The sequence below is a fragment of the Sanguibacter massiliensis genome (assembly GCF_900240335.1).
GTDB lineage: Bacteria > Actinomycetota > Actinomycetes > Actinomycetales > Cellulomonadaceae > Flavimobilis > Flavimobilis massiliensis.
The window spans coordinates 1,525,067-1,544,604 of record NZ_LT964979.1; the positions used below are offsets into that span (position 1 = coordinate 1,525,067).

Below are 19,538 nucleotides of genomic sequence, written 5' to 3' on the forward strand. Positions count from 1 at the left end.
CGCGGCCGTCGCGCGTCACGACCTCACTCGACGGTGACGGACTTCGCGAGATTGCGCGGCTGGTCGACGTCGAGGCCCTTCGCGGTCGCGAGTTCGCACGCGAAGATCTGCAGCGGCACGACCGCGAGCAGCGGCGAGAGGAGCGTCGGTGACGCCGGGATGCGGAACACCTCGTCGGCGAACGGCAGGACGTCGTCGTCGCCGTCCTCCGCGACGACGAGCGTGCGGGCGCCGCGCGCCCGCACCTCCTGGATGTTCGAGACGACCTTCGAGTGCAGCGAGTCCCGGCCCTTCGGCGAGGGGACGACGACGATGACGGGCTGCCCCTCGTCGATGAGCGCGATCGGGCCGTGCTTGAGCTCACCCGCGGCGAAGCCCTCAGCGTGGATGTACGCGAGCTCCTTGAGCTTGAGCGCACCTTCCATCGCGACGGGGTAGCCGACGTGGCGGCCGAGGAAGAGCACGCTCTTCTCGTCCGCCATCGACCGTGCGACGTCACGCACCTTCTGTGCGCGGTCGAGGATGATCTGGATCTTCGCGGGCATCTCGCGCAGCTCGGCGAGCGTCTGGCGGATCTCGTCGGGGAACTTGTTGCCCCGCAGCTGTGCGAAGTAGAGGCCGAGGACGTAGGCGGCGGTGATCTGCGAGAGGAACGCCTTCGTCGACGCGACGGCGATCTCGGGGCCCGCATGCGTGTAGAGGACGGCGTCGGACTCGCGCGGGATGGTCGAGCCGTGCGTGTTGACGATCGCGACGACCTTCGCGCCCTGCTCGCGGGCGTGCCGCACGGCCATGAGCGTGTCCATCGTCTCGCCCGACTGTGAGACGGCGACGACGAGCGTGCGCGGGGTAACGATCGGGTCGCGGTAGCGGAACTCGTGCGCGAGCTCGACCTCGACGGGGATGCGGCACCAGTGCTCGATCGCGTACTTAGCGACGTGGCCCGCGTAGGCTGCGGTCCCGCACGCGATGACGATGATCTTGTCGACGGACCGCAGCGTCGCCTCGTCGATGCGCAGGTCGTCGAGTTGGAGCCGGCCTCGCTCGTCGAGGCGGCCGAGGAGCGTGTCCGCGACCGCCTTGGGCTGGTCGTGGATCTCCTTGTCCATGAAGGACCCGAAGCCGCCCTTCTCGGCGGCGGACGCGTCCCAGTCGACCGTGTACCGGCGCGCCTCAGCGGGGTTGCCATCGAAGTCGGTGACGGTGACGGCGTCGGGCGTGATGGTGACGACCTGGTCCTGGCCGAGCTCGAGCGCCTCGCGCGTGAAGGCGATGAACGCGGCGACGTCGGAGCCGAGGAAGTTCTCACCCTCGCCGAGCCCGACGACGAGCGGAGAGTCGTGACGCGCACCCACGACGACGTCAGGGTGGTCGGCGTGCACCGCGAGGAGGGTGAACGTACCTTCGAGGCGTCGTGCGACACCCCGCAGCGCGGCCGTGAGGTCCCCCGACGCCGCATACTCGCGCGCGAGGAGGTGGGCCGCGACCTCGGTGTCGGTCTCGGACGCGAACTCGACGCCCTCAGCGAGGAGCTCGGCCTTGAGCGGCACGAAGTTCTCGACGATCCCGTTGTGGATGAGCGCGAGGCGGCCGCCGTCGGCGACGTGCGGGTGCGCGTTGACGTCGGTCGGCGCACCGTGCGTCGCCCACCGGGTGTGACCGATGCCCGCGGTCGCTGCGGGGAGCGGGTGCTGCTCGAGCGCGGCGCGCAGGTTCGCGAGCTTGCCGGCACGTTTGGCGGTCGCGACCTTGGGTGAGTCCGGGACCGCGAGCGCGACGCCCGCGGAGTCGTACCCGCGGTACTCGAGACGGCCGAGGCCTTCGAGGAGCACCTCGAGGGTCCGGCCGGAAGGCTGCTGGGACGTAACGTGTCCGACGATTCCGCACATGGGTCAAGATTTTAGGGGCTGCGCTCCCATGCTGCGCGTGCGTTTCGCGTCACAGCCCTCCGGGGTGGACAATCGCACGGTGACTCCGACCCCTCCGGTACCACGGTCCCCCTACGTGGAGATGGACCGCACCGCCTGGAGCCGACTCGCCGCATCGACGCCGCTGCCGCTCACCGCTGCCGACCTCGACGGCCTGCGCGGCCTCGGCGACCCCATCGGGCTTCCCGAAGTCGAGGCGATCTACCACCCCATCTCGCGTCTGCTCAACCTCTACGTCACGGCAACGCGCGGCCTGCACGCCGCGACGTCGACGTTCCTCCACGAGGACGCACCACCGACGCCGTACGTCATCGGCGTCGCGGGCTCAGTCGCGGTCGGCAAGTCCACGACGTCCCGTGTCCTGCGCCACCTCCTGGCCCGCTGGCCCGAGACGCCCAACGTCCAGCTCGTGACGACCGACGGCTTCCTCCTGCCCAACGCCGAGCTCGAGCGTCGCGGACTCATGGAGCGCAAGGGCTTCCCCGAGTCGTTCGACCGGCGCGCTCTCGTGCGGTTCCTCACGAAGGTCAAGGCGGGCCACGCGGAGGTCCGCGCTCCCGTCTACTCGCACCTCACCTACGACATCGTCCCGGACGAGCACGTCGTGGTGCGCCGCCCCGACGTCCTCATCGTCGAGGGGCTCAACGTCCTCCAGCCGGCGCGGCCCTCGGTCGACAGCGCGTCGAGCCTCGCGGTGAGCGACTTCTTCGACTTCTCGATCTACGTCGACGGACGCACGTCGGACGTCAAGCAGTGGTACATCGACCGCTTCCTCTCGCTGCGGGAGACAGCGTTCGCGCGGCCCGAGTCGTACTTCCGCCGCTACGCCGAGCTCACGGACGACGAGGCGATCGCGAAGGCGGAGTCGATCTGGGACACGATCAACGCGCCCAACCTCGTCGAGAACATCCTGCCGACGCGCTCACGCGCGACGCTCGTGCTCACGAAGGGACCGAACCACTCGATCCAACGGGTGCGGCTGCGGAAGTTGTGACGGGCTCACGCGCACCGGCACGTCCCGCCCGCCGGCGTGCGACCCTCGCCATGACCCGGTCGATGGCGAAGCCCGTGAGGACACCGCCGACGACACCGACGCCCATCGCGAGGAGCGTCGAGTGCCCGAGCCACGTCGCCGCGGCGAGCCCGATGAGCACCGAGTAGACCGCCCACATGATCGCGGCGACGGTCGTCACCGCAACGAAGCGCTCTCGGCGGTACCCGACCGCTCCCGCCGTCATGTTGACCGCGACGCGGCCGATTGGCACGTAGCGCGCACCGAGGATGAACGACGCCCCGCGGTGCGCGATGGCCCGCTCGGCACGCTCGACAGCTCTGCGGCCGCGCTGGGTGCGGAGCCACGGGATGCGGTCAGTGCTGATCCAGCGGCCCAGTGAGAACGCGATCTGGTCGCCGCACCATGCCCCCGCCATCGCGACGACGAGCACGAGCCAGATGTTCGGCATTCCGGTCGTGTGCGCGGTGACGGCCAGCGTGATGACGATTGACTCGCTCGGCACCGGCGGGAAGAACCCGTCGATCGTGCACAGCGCGAACAGCGCGACGAAGACCCACCACGACGATGTGAGGGCGAGGATCCATGCCTCGACGTCGGCGGCGATCTGCGTGACGAGCTCGATCATGAGGTCCTGTCGTCCGGCGGGATGGTGCCCTCCACGCTAGGCGCGGCGAGCGGGGCGCGGCACGGGGAAAGGTCCTCGCCGTCCGAGTGCCACGACCATCGTCGGCGACACTGCCACGCCACACATCATCCCACGGACGGAATCGCGCTCCGTCGCTCGTCGGACGCGACCTCGAGCGGGAAACCGAGCTCGCGGGCGGCCCTGGCGGGGACGGCCTCGTCGGCCCACAGTGACGCGTACGTCGCCGTCGCGCAGAGCGAGCGCGTTTCGGCGCGGTCGACGTAGAGGGTGCCGTGGAGATGGTCGGTCTCGTGCTGGATGATGCGCGCGGGCCAGCCGCGGACGACCTCGTCGACGGTCGTGCCGGTCGCGTCGAGACCGCGCACGCGGACGCTCCGGTGCCGGGCCACGGCCGCCTGATAGCCCTCGACGCTCAGGCAGCCCTCGTAGAACGTCACACGCTCGTCGTCGACGGGCTCGTAGACCGGGTTGACGAGGACGCGCAGCGGCAGGGTCGCACGCTCGCGGGCGTCCGCGGCGGCCTCGTACCCGGCGGGGAGGCCGGGATCCTCGAGCACGGCGATCGCGAGGCCCACGCCGATCTGCGGCGCGGCCAGCCCGACGCCGGGCGCGGCGCGCATCGTCGCGACCATCGCGGCGAGGAGGTCGTCGAGCACGTCACCGAGCTGCCCGGTGTAGGGCGCTGCTTCCTGCCGCAGGACGGAATGCCCCGCCTGGACGATCGGCAGGACCCCGTCGGGGTGGGCGTCGAGGAGCGCGCGGACCGCGTCACGGACGTCGGGGACGACGGTGCCGGGGAAAGCAGTCACAGAGTGAGCCTGTCACGCACGACGTCGGCGAGCCGAGCCGCGACGCCGTCGGCCTGCTGCTGGGTCGCGGCCTCGACCATGACGCGGACGAGCGCCTCGGTGCCCGACGGCCGCAGGACGACGCGCCCCGTCCCACCGAGGAGCTTCTCGGCGTCGTGGACGGCCGAGAGCAGACCCTCGTCCGTCGCGGCGCGTGCCTTGTCGACGCCCGGCACGTTGAGGAGCGCCTGCGGCAGGCGCGGGATCGCCGCGGCAAGCTCGTCGAGCGGCCGGCCGGTCGCCATGACACGGTGCGCGAGCGTGAGCGCCGTGAGCACCCCGTCCCCCGTCGACGCGTTCTCGGCGAGGATAATGTGCCCCGACTGCTCGCCGCCGAGAGAGTAGCCGCCCTCGCGCATCGCCTCGAGGACGTAGCGGTCGCCGACACCTGTCTGCACCGTGGCGATGCCCGCGTCTCGCATGGCAAGGATGAGCCCGAGGTTGCTCATGATCGTCACGACGAGCGTGTCCTGCGCGAGACGCCCCTCGTCCTTGAGCGCGAGGGCGAGGACGCCCATGATCGCGTCGCCGTCGACGAGGTTGCCGCGGCGGTCGACCGCGAGGCAACGGTCCGCGTCGCCGTCGAACGCGACGCCGAAGTCGGCGCCTGACGCGACGACGACAGCCTGGAGCTGCTCCGGGTGCGTCGAGCCGCAGAGCTCGTTGATGTTCCGCCCGTCGGGGCTCGCGTTGATGACGACGACATCCGCTCCTGCGGCACGCAACGCCGCGGGGCCGACCTCGCTCGCTGCGCCATTGGCGCAGTCGACCGCGATGCGCAGGCCCTCGAGCGGGGTGTTGTCGCCGTCGGCGCCGATCGCGGCGATGAGGTGCTCGACGTAGGACTCGAGCGCCGTCCCACGGTCCGTGGTGATGTACCCGACGCCGGCGCCCGTCGGACGCTCCCACTCCTCGTGGAGCCTGGCCTCGATCGCGTCCTCGACGTCGTCGGCGAGCTTGAGCCCGCCGCGCGCGAAGAACTTGATGCCGTTGTCCGGCATGGCGTTGTGCGACGCGGAGATGACGACGCCGAGGTCGACGTTCCCGGTCGCGGTGAGGTACGCGACCCCCGGCGTCGGCAGGACGCCGAGGTTGACGACGTCGACCCCCGCGCTCGCGAGGCCCGCGCACAGCGCGGAGGAGAGGAACTCGCCCGAGATCCGCGGGTCACGTCCGACGACAGCGCGGGGTCGAGATCCCTTGAAACTACCCGACGTGCCGAGGACATGCGCTGCGGCCGCCCCGAGGTCGAGCGCGAGCTCTGCGGTGATGTCCCGGTTGGCGAGCCCTCGCACGCCGTCGGTCCCGAACAGCCGACCCATGGGTCGCTCCTTGCCCCGCGGGCCCTCGGAGGACCGCGTGTGTCGCTGGTGGCCCGGTCGTCCGGGTTCTGACGGCGCCATCGTGCGCGGTATCCCTCCGCGCACCACCCCGTCCCGCTCCTCGTGGGACGACATGGCCGGGCGCCGCCCACCAGCGTACCGCCCGAGGTTGCGCTCCCATGCGGCGCTCCACGCTGCTGGGCCCTGGTCGCTAGCCCAGATGAAGCCCGAAGGGCCCGACGGAAACCGTCGGGCCCTTCGAACGATGCAGCGCGGGGCTGGCTCAGCGCTTGGAGTACTGAGGAGCCTTGCGGGCCTTCTTGAGACCGGCCTTCTTGCGCTCGACGGCGCGGGCGTCACGCGTGAGCAGCCCGGCCTTCTTGAGCGCGGGGCGGTTGGCCTCACGGTCGATCTCGTTGAGCGCACGGGCGATGCCGAGGCGCAGCGCGCCGGCCTGGCCCGAGGTGCCGCCACCCGCGATGCGGGCGATGACGTCGAAACGGCCCTCGACGTCAACGGTCGTGAACGGCGAGCTCACGAGCTGCTGGTGCACCTTGTTGGGGAAGTAGTCCTCCAGGGTGCGGCCGTTGATCTTCCACTGACCCGTGCCGGGGACGAGGCGCACGCGCGCGATCGCCTGCTTGCGGCGACCGAGGGCCTGACCAGGAGCAGTGATGCTCTGGCCGCGGCCCTGCTGCGCAGCGGGGGTCTCGGAGGTGTAGCTGCTGGGCACGTCCTCGCCCAGGGTGTCGTTGTCGACGGTGGTGTCGGCCACTGTAGGTGTCCTCGCGTCCTTGGATGCGTCCGATCAGCAGGCGGGAGCCTACTGAGCGACCTGGGTGATCTCGTACGGCTTGGGCTGCTGCGCGGCGTGCGGGTGCTCGGCACCCGCATAGACCTTGAGCTTGCCGAGCTGCTGACGGCCAAGCGTCGTCTTGGGGAGCATGCCGCGGACGGCCTTCTCCACGGCGCGCTCGGGGTTCTTCTCGAGCAGCTCGGAGTAAGAGGTGGCCGAGAGGCCACCCGGGAACCCGGAGTGACGGTAAGCCAGCTTCTGCTCCCGCTTGTTGCCCGTGAGGGCAACCTTCTCGGCGTTGATGATGACGACGAAGTCGCCGCCATCGACGTGCGGGGCGAAGGTGGGCTTGTGCTTGCCACGCAGCAGGGTTGCCACCTGGCTGGCGAGACGGCCCAGGACGACGTCGGTCGCGTCGATGACGTACCAGTCGCGCTGGACGTCGCCGGGCTTCGGGGTGTACGTACGCACGGTCGTAGCCTTCGTTTCGGTTGCTGTGTCTTCTCCGGCACATCAGAACGTGCCGGCGAGGTCGGTTGAAGGCTTCTCTCACGACCTGGCGAGTGGGAGGCACCGGTCACGGCTGGAAGCACAACGACTTGCAAGGATACCTGCCGCCACGGGGCGGGGTCAAAGCGTGAGGGGAGACACGTGCGTCACACCCGCGCGCGCCGAGCAGCACCACCGTCCCGGCACGCCGCCCGGGCTCACCGAACCCCGACACCCTCCCGGGCGACCCACCCCGTGGGGCGCTCCACCACGCACGTCGGGCAGCGCTCCCCCGCCGTCACGGCCGCGCAGCCCTCGCACACGAGCCGCTCCGTGCGACACCCGGCGTCCGCGCAGTTCTCGAATCGCGCCGTCGACGCCCCGCACCGCTCGCACGTCCCAAGAGAACGGGCGCCCGCCGCCTCGACGTGCCCGCGGCCGTCAAACACGTAGAGCGACCCATCCCACAACCCCGAGGCACCCCGCGCCTCGACGTAGCGGACAATGCCGCCGTCCATCTGGTAGACCTCGGCGAATCCCCGGTCCTTGAGCAGCACCGAGAGGACCTCGCAGCGCACGCCACCCGTGCAGTACGTGACGACCGCACGGTCCTTGAGGTGGTCCCAGCGCCCGGCCTCGATCTCGCCGAGGAAGTCGCGGCTCGTCGTGACGTCGGGCACGAAGGCCCCACGGAAGCGCCCGATGCTCGCCTCGTACGCGTTGCGGCCGTCAAGCATGACGACGTCCCCGCCCCTCTCGGCGACGAGCGCGTCGAGCCCGTCGGCGTCGAGGCGCGTCCCGCCGCCCTCGATCCCGTCGGGCCCCAGCCGCACCGCGTCGGGAGCGCCGAACGCCACGAGCTCGGGCCGCACCTTGACGCTGAGCCGCGGGAAGTCCTCGCCAGTGCCCGCCGCCCACTTGACGTCGAGCCGCTCGAACCCCGGGTACTGCCGCGTCCCTTTGACGTACTGCTTGAGGTCCTCGACGCGCCCGCCGAGCGTCGCGTTGATGCCGTGCGGCGCGACGATGACACGTCCCGTGAGGTTCCAGCGGCCGGCGAGCTCACGCTGCCAGAGTCTCACCGCCGCCGGGTCGGCAACAGGGGCGAACGCGTAGAAGAGAACGGTGCGGAAGGTGGCCACACGACCAGACTAGGCCGTGCGCGTGACGTTCAGCGTGCGCGCTCGACCCGCCCGGAGTCCCACACCGGCACGTCGGACTCGAGCACAACCCCGTCGGCCCCGAAGACGAGGAACCTGTCGAAGCCGCGGGCGAACCAGCGGTCGTGCGTCACCGCGAGCACCGTGCCGTCGAACGCCGCAAGACCACGCTCGAGGGCCTCGGCCGAGTGGAGGTCGAGGTTGTCGGTCGGCTCGTCGAGGAGGAGGAGCGTCGCGCCGCCGAGCTCGAGCAGGAGGATCTGCAGGCGGGCCTGCTGCCCGCCCGAGAGCGTCTCGTAACGTTGCTCGGCCTGCTCGACGAGTTCGTACCGGTCGAGTGCCTTCGACGCCTGCTCACGCCCCATGCCCGCACGATGCCCCTCACCGCGGTGGAGGATGTCGAGAAGCGTCGTGCCGACGAGCTCCGGGTGCGGGTCGTTCTGCGCGAAGAACCCGGGCCTCACGCGCGAGCCGAGCGTCGCGCGTCCCGTGTGCTCGACGCGGGCGACGCGCCCCTGCTCGACGGGCGCCTGATCGGGCCCGGGATCCGTGCCACCGCCCGCGAGCAGCCGCATGAAGTGCGACTTGCCCGAGCCGTTCGACCCGAGCACCGCGACGCGCTCGCCGTACCAGACCTCGGTCGAGAACGGCCGCATGAGCCCCGCAAGCTCGAGGTCCTCGCACACGACCGCTCGCTTGGCGGTACGCCCTCCGACGAGCCGCACCCGCACGTCCTGCTCGCGTGCGACGAGCTGCGGCGGCCCCGCCTCCTCGAACTTCCGCAGGCGCGTCTGAGCTGCCTGGTAACGGCTCGCGAGCCCGTCGTTGAACGCCGAGCGCGTCTTGAGCGTCATGACGAGGGTGCGGAGCTTCGCATGCTCCTCCTCCCACCGCCGCCGCAACTCCTCGAGCCGCGCGGTCCGGTCCTTGCGCGCCTCGAGGTACGTGTCGAAGCCCCCGCCGTGCACCCACACGTCGCCGCCGAGCGACGTCTGCTCGATCGTCGCAACCGCCGTCGCGGTCCGCGCGAGGAGCTCACGGTCGTGCGTGACGTAGAGGATCGTCTTCGGGGACGCGACGATTTGCTCCTCGAGCCAGAGCTTCGTCGGGACGTCGAGGTAGTTGTCCGGCTCGTCGAGCAGCAGGACCTCGTCGGGACCGCGCAGCAGCGCCGTGAGGACGAGCCTCTTCTGCTCGCCTCCCGACAGCGTCCGCAGCTCGCGGTGCTGCGCCCTTTCGAACGGGATCGAGAGGACCTCGTCCGTCACCTCGTCCCACGTAGCCTCGGCCTCGTAGCCGCCGACGTCCGCCCAGTCGGCGATCGCCTGGGCATAGCGCATCTGCGTCGGCTCGTCGTCGTGCTCCATCATGAGCGTCTCGGCCGCGTCGAGCTCCCTCGACGCGGCCCGGATCGCGTCGTGCGCAAGCTCCGCGAGGACGTCGCGCACGGTGCGCGCGTCGTCGACCCGCCCGATCATCTGGTCCATGACCCCGAGCCCGCCCGAGCGCGACACCTTGCCCGCGTGGGGTGCGAGCTCCCCCGTGACGAGGCGCAGCAGGGTGGTCTTGCCGGCACCGTTGGGCCCGACGAGCGCGACCTTGGCGCCGTCACCCACGCGGAACGAGACGTCCGCGAGCAGTTCGCGGCCGTCGGGAAGCGTGTAGGAGACCCCGGAGACGTCGACATGACCCATGAGTGACATCCTCCCACCCGGCCGGCGCACGGCCGTGCGCTGGCCGGGCCCGCTCCGCCGTGGCACCGTGGGAAGGGACACGAAGGAGGCCATCATGACGGACTCGATCGTCCCCGAGGGCGCCGAGAAGGGCGCGGAGCAGCCCGCGCCCGAGGACATGCTGCTCGACGAGAGCGCCGACGTCGCCGAGGCGAGCTACGACCCTCCCCTCACCGACACGACACGACGCTGGGGCTCCTCGGAGTGGGAGACGGCCCACGACGAACCGCTCGACCGGCGGCTCGCCCAGGAGGTCCCCGAGGATGCGCGGGAGAGTTCCCGCGACGAGAACCTCGCAGGTCGGCTCGTCGCCGACGACGGCGGCATGCCGGAGCGTGAGAACGACGTCTACGCGACCGCTGCCGGCGTCGACGGTGGCGCTCCCACGGAGGAGGAGCTCGCGGTGCACGTCGTCACCGGGGACGGCCTCGAGGCGGACGACGCCCGCACGGCGGGCGAACCCGTCGCCGACCCCGATGACGATGCCGCGCTCGACGGGCGCGACGAGGGCGCCTGACCGGCTACCGGGTCAGTCGCCGGTCGGTGCGCCCGGCACGACGTTCCCGGCCGCGTCGAGGACCTCCTCGTCGAGCCGGCGCGCTCGGACGCGCTCGGCGCGCGCCGCGAGCTCGGCGTCCGGCGGGTAGACGACCTCCTCGAGGACGAGCCCGTGGGGCGCGACGACCGTCGGACCACCGACGCGTGAGCGTGCCTCGAGCACCTCGAGCGGCCACGACTCCGGGCGCCGCCCCTCCCCCACGGCGAGGGACGCGCCGACGAGCGCACGCACCATGTTGTGGCAGAAGGCGTCCGCCCGGACCGACGCGAGAAGAAGGCCGGCCTCAGGGCCGGACGTCTCGCGACGCCACGTGAGCTCCTGGAGCTCCCGGATCGTCGTCGCGCCCGGACGCGGCTTGCAGTACGACGCGAAGTCACGCAGCCCGATGAGCGGCGCCATCGCCCGGTCCATCGCCTCGACGTCGAGCGGTCTGCGGTGCCACAGGACGTGGTCGCGCGCGAGGGGGTCGAAACGCGCGGCGTCGTCCGCGACCCGGTACGTGTAGCGACGGGCGAGCGCCCCGAAGCGCGCGTCGAAGCCATCCGGCGCTCGCGCGGCCCTGCGGACGACGACGTCGTTCGGCAGGACGCCAGCAAGACGCGCGACGAGAGCGTCTCCGGGCGGGCGTCCCGAACGTCCGGGCAGCGCGTCCCATGCGGCGTCTGGCACGTCGAGGTGCGCGACCTGACCGCGCGCGTGGACGCCGGCATCGGTGCGGCCCGCGACGGTGAGGCGCACGTCGTCGAGCCGGAGCACCCGCACCAGCCCCTCCTCGAGCGTGCCCTGCACGGTGCGGAGCGCAGGCTGGCGAGCCCAGCCCGCGAAGTCGGTGCCACGGTAGGCGAGGTCGAGTCGGACGCGGATCACGCCGTCCATCATCGCGCACCGCGCTGCCTCGCCCCACCGCCGCACTACCGTGAACCCATGGCGCACAACCACGGACCGCTCACCCTCACCGTCGACTGCGGGGGCGGCGGGCTCAAGGCCGCGGTCCTCGACGACGCCGGCACCCAGCACGCACCGGCGACACGGGTCCCGACCTCCTACCCGCTGCCCCCCGCGCTGCTCGTCCGCACGATCGTCGAGATCGCCGCATCACTCCCTGCGGCCGACAGGCTCTCTGTCGGGCTCCCCGGCATGATCCGGCGCGGGGTCGTCGTCGCGACACCCCACTACGTCACCGTCGACGGCCCCCGCACGCGCGTCGACCCGCGACTCGTCCAGGCGTGGGACGGCCACGACCTGCGGGCTGCCCTCGCGGATGCGACAGGGCTGCCGACGCTTGTCGTCAACGACGCGGAGCTCCACGGCGCGGGCGTCGTCGCCGGTGTCGGCCTCGAGCTCGTCCTCACGCTCGGTACCGGGCTCGGCTCGGCGCACTTCGACGGCGGTGTCCTTGCGCCGCACCTCGAGTTCTCGCACGCGCCGGTGAGGCGCGGGACGACCTACGACCAGTACCTCGGCGAGCAGGAACGCCGTCGCCTGGGCGACGGCCTGTGGTCACGCCGCGTCCTGCGGGCCGTCGAGGGGCTCGCACCCGTCTTCCGCTGGGACCGGCTCCACCTGGGCGGCGGCAACGCACGTCGCCTCACGCCGACCGTGCTCGAGCGGCTCGGCCCCGAGGTCGTCGTCGTCCCGAACTCCGCGGCCCTCGTCGGAGGTGTCCGCGCGTGGCAGCTCTGGGGCTCGGCGGGCGCCTGAGCAGGGCTCTTGCCGAACGGACGTGGCGGGCGCCCCGGCGGAAATCGCGTCGGTCGGGCACGCGGGCGACTGAGCGGGCGGCACCGAACTTGCCGGGCACGAGACTGGCCGCGACCACTCACCTCGTTACCTGACCCGGTCCCGCCCCCAGACGCACGAGAGCCCGTGCACCTTCCGGTGCACGGGCTCTCGACGACGGGACTCAGGCTCAGGCCTTCGTCTCCTCCGCGGTCTCCTCGGCCGAGGCAGCCGACGGCGCCGAGTCGGGCGAGTCCGCCGACTCGGGCGAGTCAGCCGACTTCGCGGACGCCGGGGTCGGAACCTTGGCGGCCTTCTCAGCAGCCTTGGTCGCCTCACGGACGACGGCCTGCTTCGGCGACACGGGCTCGGTCACGAGCTCGATGACGGCCATGGGGGCGTTGTCGCCCTTGCGCGGCGCGATCTTGATGATGCGGGTGTAGCCGCCCTGACGCTCCGCCATCTGCGGTGCCACCTCGGTGAAGAGGATGTGGACGACGGTCTTGTCCGTGAGCGTCCGCAGCACGCGACGACGTGCGGCGAGGTCGCCACGCTTCGCGAACGTGATGTGACGCTCAACGACGGGACGCAGGCGGCGGGCACGCGACTCGGTCGTCGTGATCTGGCCGTGCGTGATGAGCTGCGAGGCGAGGTTCGCGAGGATCTTGCGCTCGTGCGACGGGCTGCCACCGAGCCGTGCGCCCTTGCTGGGGGTAGGCATTGAAGTTGCTCCTAGAGATGGGTTCGGTCGCCGCGGCGCGCGTCAGGCACCGGGCGGACCACGTCAGTACTGCGCGGAGTCGTAGTCGCCCGCGTCACCGTCGCCGTAGACGCCGGTCTGGTCGAAGTCGACAATCGAGTCCTTGAGAGCGAGGCCGAGACCGGCCAGCTTCTCCTTGACCTCGGTGATCGACTTCGAGCCGAAGTTGCGGATGTCGAGGAGGTCAGCCTCGCTGCGCGACACGAGCTCGCCCACGGTGTGGACGCCCTCACGCTTGAGGCAGTTGTACGAGCGGATCGTCAGCTGGAGCTCCTCGATGGGCAGCGCGAGGTCCTGCGCGAGCGCGGCGTCCGTCGGGGACGGGCCGATCTCGATGCCCTCGGCCTCGACGTTGAGCTCACGGGCGAGGCCGAAGAGCTCGACCAGCGTCTTGCCGGCGGACGCGAGGGCGTCACGCGGCGAGATCGCGGGCTTCGTCTCGACGTCGACGATGAGCTTGTCGAAGTCCGTGCGCTGCTCGACACGCGTCGCCTCGACCTTGTAGGTCACCTTGAGGACGGGCGAGTAGATCGAGTCGACGGGGATACGACCGATCTCGGCGTCGAACGACTTGTTCTGCGCTGCCGAGACGTAGCCACGGCCACGCTCGACGGTGAGCTCGATCTCGAGCTTGCCCTTCTCGTTGAGGGTCGCGATGTGGAGGTCGGGGTTGTGCACCTCGACGCCCGCCGGCGGGACGATGTCCGCAGCGGTCACCGCACCGGAGCCCTGCTTGCGCAGATACATGACGACGGGCTCGTCGTTCTCGGACGAGACGACGAGACCCTTGATGTTGAGGATGATCTCGGTGACGTCCTCCTTGACCCCCGGCACCGTGGTGAACTCGTGGAGCACACCGTCGATGCGGATGGAGGTCACGGACGCGCCCGGGATCGACGACAGGAGCGTACGGCGCAGCGAGTTGCCGAGCGTGTATCCGAAGCCGGGCTCGAGCGGCTCGATGGAGAAGCGCGAACGGTTCTCCGAGATGACCTCTTCGGTCAGCGTGGGGCGCTGTGCGATCAGCACTGGTTCTGTCCTTTCAGTGAGCGTCCGCCATATGACGTCTCACGGATGAAGAGCTGCCTGACGGGTGGACCCGCGAGACAAACGACGTGGTAAGTCGTGTGCCGCACCATGGTGCGGCGCTGCTCCGCCGGGCCGGTCGAGCGACCGGCCCGGCGGTGCGTTGCGCGGATCAGACGCGGCGGCGCTTCGGGGGACGGCACCCGTTGTGAGCCTGGGGCGTGACGTCCTGGATCGAGCCCACCTCGAGGCCAGCGGCCTGGAGCGAGCGGATCGCGGTCTCACGGCCGGAGCCGGGACCCTTGACGAAGACGTCGACCTTCTTCATGCCGTGCTCCTGGGCACGGCGCGCGGCGGCCTCAGCGGCGAGCTGCGCGGCGAAGGGCGTCGACTTGCGGGAGCCCTTGAAGCCGACCTGGCCCGAGGACGCCCACGAGATGACGGCGCCGGTGGGGTCGGTGATCGAGACGATCGTGTTGTTGAACGTCGACTTGATGTGGGCCTGGCCCACCGCGATGTTCTTCTTGTCCTTGCGACGAGGCTTGCGCGCGGCGGACGCGGCACGAGTCTTGGGAGGCATATCCTAAATCTCTCCTGGTTGAGGTCGTCGAACCACGCTGCGAACCGGGGGTCGCTGCGTGGACTGCTGCTAGCGCGTCAGCGGGCCTTCTTCTTGCCGGCCACGGTGCGCTTGGGGCCCTTGCGGGTACGCGCGTTGGTCTTCGTGCGCTGTCCACGCACGGGAAGGCCACGGCGGTGACGCAGGCCCTCGTAGCAGCCGATCTCGACCTTGCGGCGGATGTCGGCAGCCACCTCACGACGGAGGTCACCCTCGAGCTTGAAGTTGCCCTCGAGGTAGTCACGCAGAGCAACGAGCTCTGCCTCGCCGAGGTCCTTAACGCGAACCTCGGGGCTGATGCCGGTCGCGGCGACAGCCTGCTGGGCGCGGGTGCGACCCACGCCGTAGATGTAGGTGAGCGCGATCTCGACCCGCTTCTCGCGGGGGAGGTCGACGCCAACAAGACGTGCCATGTGTCGTGGCTCCTGAAGTGCGTTCGGAGGTCTGCCGCACCACCTCCCCGCCTTCTGCGGGCCCCGGCCTCCGAGCCGAGGGTTCCGTCGGTCCGTGGACCTCAGGTGGTGGTGCGCTGATGCCCCGTGCGGGGCGGGTCTGCTCGTACCTACACGTGCAGGCTGGTGCTGATCGTCAGATCAGCCCTGGCGCTGCTTGTGCCGCACGTTCTCGCAGATGACCTGGACGCGGCCGTGGCGACGGATCACCTTGCACTTGTCGCAGATCTTCTTGACGCTGGGCTTGACCTTCATCGTGGTTCCTCCGCCCTCGCCCGGCCGCCCGCACCCCGCAGGGTGCGCACGTCCGTCCGACGGCAGTGTCTCGGGGACGGGTTACTTGTAGCGGTAGACGATCCGGCCGCGGGACAGGTCGTACGGGCTCAGCTCGACCACCACACGGTCCTCGGGGAGGATCCGGATGTAGTGCTGTCGCATCTTGCCCGAGATGTGCGCGAGGACCTTGTGGCCGTTGGCCAGCTCCACGCGGAACATCGCGTTCGGCAGGGCTTCGACAACGCTGCCCTCGATCTCGATGACGCCGTCCTTCTTCGCCATGTCCTCCGCTGCTCCTGGTTGTACGTCCCATCCGGACCGGCACCCGGTCGGATGCCTCCAGGCACGGCCCGACCGACGACGTAGCGTCAGGAGGTCCGCACCAGGGATGGTCGGCATGCATGACACATGCCAACGCACCATCCTACGCGATACAGCAAGGATGAGAAAGCCCGGATGTCGTGGGTGCCGTCACACCTCGGGGCGGGCCCCGTCGAGGGCCCGCCCCGAGGCGGTGGAGCACGATCGAGCGTGCCGCGCCTCAGTCCTGGGGCGGCTCGATGAGGCCGCACTCGACGGCCCGCTGCACGGTCTCGGCCGCGGAGTGCGTCCCCAGCTTGCGATAGATCGAGCGGAGGTGCGTCTTCACGGTGTTCGTCGTGAGATACAGCCTGCGGGCGACGGCGCCGAGCGAGTCCGAGGTCGCGAGCGTCTCGAGAACCTCACGCTCACGCTCCGACAGTTCCGCGACGACTCGCGGCGCGGGCAGGATGTCGCCGACACCCCGACTCTCGAGGTCGTCGAGCGCGTCAGCCAGCCCCGGCACGTCCGCGCTCAGCCCGCGCAGGACCTCACGAGGCGTGTACGCGAGGTACTGGACGAGCCCCGACGCCGTGCACGCGGCAAGCGCGTCCCGGGCTGCAGCAGTGGCCTCCGCCTCGTGACCGCGGGCGGACTCCGCCGCGGCGAGGACGAGGAGCATCCCCGTCTGCAGGCGTGGCACGGACGGCTCGATGGCAAGGCCCTGACGCGCGAGCACGACGGCGCGGGCGAAGTCGCCGCCGTGGTAGGCCGTGCGCGCCCGGGTGAGGATGAACGACGGCCCCGGCCCTGCCGCCCGCGCGAGCAGCGATCGCGCCTGGAAGATCCTCCCCTGTGCGAGCAGCAGATCGATCCGTGCTGACGTCGCGATCGTCCCGACGAGATCGTCCGGGTCGCCTGGGACGTGCCGGGCCGACGGTGGCTCGTCGCCCTCGGCGACGGAGTCGCGCTCACCTCGCACCAAGCTCGCGAGGAGGCGCACCGTTTCGACGAGACCCCGGGCCTCGTCGACCACGGCCTCCGCACCGAGGAGACCCTCGAGGTCGGGCGACCGCAGGTCGAGCCGGCCGATCGCGACGAGCGCACGCGTCGCTGCCGCGAACGTCGCGAGCGCGGGCTCGGCGTCGAGGACCGTGCGCGCATCGGCGTCGAGCGTCTCCAGCCACCGCGCCGCCGAGAGGATCTCGCCGTGGACGACGTCCACGAGCGCGGCGCCGACCGCGGCACGCGTCCGCAGCCGCACGTCGCCGAGCTCGTCGGCAAGGAGGTGCGCGTCCGCGAACGCGACGTGCGCGACCGACGAGTCGCCAGCGACGAGGCGGTCGGTCGCCCACTCGCACAGGACGAGCGCCAGCCCTCGACGCACGGTGGGAGCAAGGTCCCGGTAACGCACTGTCGGGTCCTGCGCCCAGACGGTGGGCTCGGCGCCAGAGACTTCGTAGATGCGGCGGAGCAGTGGCGCGAGCGAGCCCGGGGAGCTCGGCGCAGCACCGGGGACATCCGGACTGGAGCTCCGCACCGCGACGTAGTCACGCAGGACGACGAGACGTGCGCTGCGCGCGACGACCTCGGCAGGCAGCCGCTCGAGGAGCCCGAGAAGCTCGTGCTCCCCATACCCGACGAGGGCGCGCCAGCCGGTCTCCACGCTCTCGACGAGCTCGTCCCACAGGCGAGCCCGGACGAGGTGGACGACGGCGGCGCCTGTGCGGCCGTCCGCTAGGAGCTCGCGCGCGACCGTACGCGACAGCTCACCGAAGAGGTCGGGCTGCTCCGTGCGGAGCCGCTGCACGCACTCGCGACGCACCGCCGTGAGGTGCGAGTGGACCGCCGTGCCGGCGACGAGCCGGGTTCGAACGAGCCCCGCACCTTGGAGTGCCGAGATACCTGCCTTGACGTCGATTCCCGGGCAGAGCGCCCCAGCCTGCTCGGCGGTGAACTCCGCGAGGAGTGAGGTGCGGAGCACGAGGTCAGGTAGACCGGGAGTCGCGAACTCGTCCCACGCGGCGCGAAGGAACCAGCGACCTGCGTCGAGGTCGATCGTCACCTCGTCGCCACCGTGGTGGGCGACAGCTGTGCCGGCCAGGACGACGCGCACGAGCGCGGGCCAGCCGCCGGTGTCCTCGACGAGCTGCGCGGCAGCCTCCCTGCCGAGCGGGAGCCCCTGCTGCGCCGCGAGTGCGGCGACGTCCTCCGCCGTAAGCGCCAGGTCCGCAGGCCGCAGCACGCGTGCGTCGACGGTGGCCGACCCTACGACCTCGAGCAGACCGACCTCACGGGCGCACACGATGAGGTGGAGCTGCTCGGCAGCCTTGACGAGGTCGAGAAGCGCGCTCTCGAGCGCGTGCCCGGCACCGGGCACCTGCTCGAGCCGGTCGACGACGACGACGACGGCTCGGTCGCGGGACAGCAGCAGACGCAGCGCATCGTCCGGGCCCACAGGGCCGTGCGGCGTGGCACTGCCGGGCGTGACCTCGACAAGACGCGCGACGAACTGCGTCCAGAAGGCCGCGACCGGCTCCTCGTGAAGGACGGGGACGATGTCCGCACCCAGCCACACGACGTCGGGGCCCTCCTCCTGGAGCGCGCGCAGCCACTGCGCGGCAAGGGTCGACTTCCCGAACCCGTGCGGCGCCCGGACGATGGTGAGCGGTTCTGGTCCGCCGACGCCGGAGAGGGCTCTGGCCTGGGGGATCCTGGACGACTGCGTCCGAGGAAGCCCCCGATAGTTGGATCGTGCGGCCGGGTGGTGCGCGGTGTCGGCGCGCACAGGTACTCCGATGGTCATTTCAACACGCTCCCCCGAGACGTGACAGGCGTGGCCCGCCCGGCGGGGCGGCTGCGATCACGTTATGCGGGGCACCCCGGGGTGAGCCTGAGTGCGGGCACCCAGAAAGGGGGCAAGACGTGATCACGGGTCTCGTGGGCCATTTGACCCACCTAGCACGACAGGCTAGATGCCACACACATGACGTGCATGTCGAGAGAACCCCGGGAGAGAGTTTCTGGGGGATTTCACCCACTGGGCCTCAGGTGAAGGCGATCGAGGCGAGCGGGACGCCCGCGGCGGCGAGCTGCTCCGCTCCCCCGTCGGCCGCGGTGAGCACCCAGAGGCCGTCCTCGAGGACCGCGACGGTGTGCTCCCAGTGGGCGGCACGCGAGCCGTCATCCGTCACGACGGTCCAGTCGTCCTCGCACACCTGGGTGAAGCGCTCGCCGCGGCTCAGCATCGGCTCGATCGCCACGCACAGCCCAGGTCGCACGCGTGCGCCGCGGTCGCGCGAACGAAAGTTCGGCACGTCCGGCGCCTGGTGCATCGCCGTGCCGATGCCATGCCCGACGTACTCCTCAACGATGCCGTAGACGACGCCGTCCGCCTCGCCTGCTGCGGTGATCGCGTCATCGATCGCGGCGCTCACCTCACCGATGCGCGACGCGCCGTGCAGCGCCGCGACACCGGCCCACATCGCGTCGCGTGCGGCCCCGCTCAGCGCGACGTCGGCAGGATCGGCGTCGTCGAGGACGATCGTCACGGCGGCGTCCCCGTGCCAGCCGCGCACGATGGCCCCGCAGTCGATCGAGACGACGTCGCCGGGCTCGAGGATCCGCGCTCCTGGGATGCCATGCACGACCTCGTCGTTCACCGAGATGCAGGTGCTCGCAGGAAAACGCTGGTAGCCGAGGAACGACGGTACGGCGCCAGCCTCGGCGATGACGGACGCGGCCACAGCGTCCAGCTCCGCCGTCGTGGTGCCCGCTCGCGCGGCCTCGCGAACCGCTGCGAGTGCACGTGCGACGACGAGGCCCGCCTCACGCATGAGACGGACCTCGTCCGAGTCTTTGAGCTCGACACGCTCGATGCCGAACATCGA

The 19,538-nt window shown here is 71.0% G+C and carries 20 protein-coding genes; 3 read left to right on the plus strand and 17 right to left on the minus strand.

The annotated features are described in order from the left end of the window. Positions 1 to 23: 23 nt before the first annotated feature. Positions 24 to 1,889: a glutamine--fructose-6-phosphate transaminase (isomerizing) gene (glmS, locus tag C1729_RS07080; RefSeq protein ID WP_102509318.1), complete on the minus strand. Its 1,866-nt coding sequence runs from the start codon at positions 1,887 to 1,889 to the stop codon at positions 24 to 26. A gap of 121 nt (positions 1,890 to 2,010) precedes the next feature. Between glmS and coaA the strand changes: the two genes are divergently transcribed. Then, a complete protein-coding gene (coaA, locus tag C1729_RS07085) occupies positions 2,011 to 2,922 on the plus strand; it encodes a type I pantothenate kinase (RefSeq protein WP_242493752.1) in 912 nt (303 codons plus the stop codon). Here the strand turns inward: coaA and C1729_RS07090 are convergent. The 7 genes from C1729_RS07090 to C1729_RS07120 all read right to left on the minus strand — a co-directional run bounded on the left by C1729_RS07090 (position 2,870) and on the right by C1729_RS07120 (position 9,898). Beyond that, the gene (locus C1729_RS07090) at positions 2,870 to 3,568 is read right to left on the minus strand and encodes a DedA family protein (protein ID WP_102509320.1); all 699 of its coding nucleotides are present in this window, start codon (positions 3,566 to 3,568) and stop codon (positions 2,870 to 2,872) included. The two genes, coaA and C1729_RS07090, sit on opposite strands and share 53 nt — an antisense overlap. 125 nt (positions 3,569 to 3,693) lie before the next feature. Then, positions 3,694 to 4,398: a peptide deformylase gene (locus C1729_RS07095; RefSeq protein WP_102509321.1), complete on the minus strand. Its 705-nt coding sequence runs from the start codon at positions 4,396 to 4,398 to the stop codon at positions 3,694 to 3,696. After that, the gene (glmM, locus tag C1729_RS07100; RefSeq protein WP_102509322.1) at positions 4,395 to 5,759 is read right to left on the minus strand and encodes a phosphoglucosamine mutase; all 1,365 of its coding nucleotides are present in this window, start codon (positions 5,757 to 5,759) and stop codon (positions 4,395 to 4,397) included. Before glmM ends, C1729_RS07095 begins: the two co-directional genes overlap by 4 nt. A gap of 283 nt (positions 5,760 to 6,042) precedes the next feature. Beyond that, positions 6,043 to 6,534, minus strand: a complete 492-nt coding sequence (gene rpsI, locus C1729_RS07105; protein ID WP_102509323.1) for a 30S ribosomal protein S9 — start codon at positions 6,532 to 6,534, stop codon at positions 6,043 to 6,045. Between the two features lie 48 nt (positions 6,535 to 6,582). Next, positions 6,583 to 7,026, minus strand: coding sequence for a 50S ribosomal protein L13 (rplM, locus tag C1729_RS07110; protein WP_102509324.1), 444 nt, complete (start codon positions 7,024 to 7,026; stop codon positions 6,583 to 6,585). Between the two features lie 236 nt (positions 7,027 to 7,262). Continuing rightward, a complete protein-coding gene (gene trhO / locus C1729_RS07115) occupies positions 7,263 to 8,186 on the minus strand; it encodes an oxygen-dependent tRNA uridine(34) hydroxylase TrhO (protein WP_102509325.1) in 924 nt (307 codons plus the stop codon). Between the two features lie 29 nt (positions 8,187 to 8,215). Continuing rightward, complete coding sequence (locus C1729_RS07120; protein WP_102509326.1) at positions 8,216 to 9,898, minus strand: ABC-F family ATP-binding cassette domain-containing protein; 1,683 nt, start codon at positions 9,896 to 9,898, stop codon at positions 8,216 to 8,218. A gap of 94 nt (positions 9,899 to 9,992) precedes the next feature. On the opposite strand from C1729_RS07120, the gene C1729_RS07125 reads away from it, so the two are divergent. Then, entirely contained in the window at positions 9,993 to 10,454 is a 462-nt protein-coding gene (locus tag C1729_RS07125) for a DUF5709 domain-containing protein (protein ID WP_129590687.1), read from the plus strand. 12 nt (positions 10,455 to 10,466) lie between these two features. Here C1729_RS07125 and truA read toward each other — a convergent pair whose 3' ends face one another. Then, on the minus strand, positions 10,467 to 11,372 hold the full coding sequence (gene truA, locus C1729_RS07130) for a tRNA pseudouridine(38-40) synthase TruA (protein ID WP_102509328.1): 906 nt from the start codon (positions 11,370 to 11,372) through the stop codon (positions 10,467 to 10,469). Positions 11,373 to 11,420: 48 nt separating this feature from the next. On the opposite strand from truA, the gene C1729_RS07135 reads away from it, so the two are divergent. Further along, a complete protein-coding gene (locus C1729_RS07135) occupies positions 11,421 to 12,197 on the plus strand; it encodes an ROK family protein (RefSeq protein ID WP_102509329.1) in 777 nt (258 codons plus the stop codon). A gap of 208 nt (positions 12,198 to 12,405) precedes the next feature. Here the strand turns inward: C1729_RS07135 and rplQ are convergent, their stop codons facing one another. The 8 genes from rplQ to map form a co-directional block, all read right to left on the minus strand. Continuing rightward, positions 12,406 to 12,936: a 50S ribosomal protein L17 gene (gene rplQ, locus C1729_RS07140; protein ID WP_102509330.1), complete on the minus strand. Its 531-nt coding sequence runs from the start codon at positions 12,934 to 12,936 to the stop codon at positions 12,406 to 12,408. Positions 12,937 to 12,999: 63 nt separating this feature from the next. Beyond that, on the minus strand, positions 13,000 to 14,004 hold the full coding sequence (locus C1729_RS07145) for a DNA-directed RNA polymerase subunit alpha (RefSeq protein WP_102509331.1): 1,005 nt from the start codon (positions 14,002 to 14,004) through the stop codon (positions 13,000 to 13,002). 169 nt (positions 14,005 to 14,173) lie between these two features. Beyond that, entirely contained in the window at positions 14,174 to 14,581 is a 408-nt protein-coding gene (rpsK, locus tag C1729_RS07150) for a 30S ribosomal protein S11 (RefSeq protein ID WP_102509332.1), read from the minus strand. Positions 14,582 to 14,658: 77 nt separating this feature from the next. Further along, positions 14,659 to 15,033 carry a 30S ribosomal protein S13 gene (gene rpsM, locus C1729_RS07155; RefSeq protein WP_102509333.1) on the minus strand — a complete coding sequence of 125 codons (375 nt, stop codon included), beginning with the start codon at positions 15,031 to 15,033 and terminating at the stop codon, positions 14,659 to 14,661. 180 nt (positions 15,034 to 15,213) lie between these two features. Further along, the gene (gene rpmJ / locus C1729_RS07160; RefSeq protein ID WP_098457534.1) at positions 15,214 to 15,327 is read right to left on the minus strand and encodes a 50S ribosomal protein L36; all 114 of its coding nucleotides are present in this window, start codon (positions 15,325 to 15,327) and stop codon (positions 15,214 to 15,216) included. Between the two features lie 81 nt (positions 15,328 to 15,408). Further along, the gene (gene infA, locus C1729_RS07165; protein WP_012867920.1) at positions 15,409 to 15,630 is read right to left on the minus strand and encodes a translation initiation factor IF-1; all 222 of its coding nucleotides are present in this window, start codon (positions 15,628 to 15,630) and stop codon (positions 15,409 to 15,411) included. Between the two features lie 259 nt (positions 15,631 to 15,889). Further along, positions 15,890 to 18,454 carry a LuxR C-terminal-related transcriptional regulator gene (locus tag C1729_RS07170; protein ID WP_129590688.1) on the minus strand — a complete coding sequence of 855 codons (2,565 nt, stop codon included), beginning with the start codon at positions 18,452 to 18,454 and terminating at the stop codon, positions 15,890 to 15,892. Positions 18,455 to 18,695: 241 nt separating this feature from the next. After that, complete coding sequence (gene map / locus C1729_RS07175; RefSeq protein ID WP_102509335.1) at positions 18,696 to 19,535, minus strand: type I methionyl aminopeptidase; 840 nt, start codon at positions 19,533 to 19,535, stop codon at positions 18,696 to 18,698. Positions 19,536 to 19,538 lie beyond the last annotated feature (3 nt).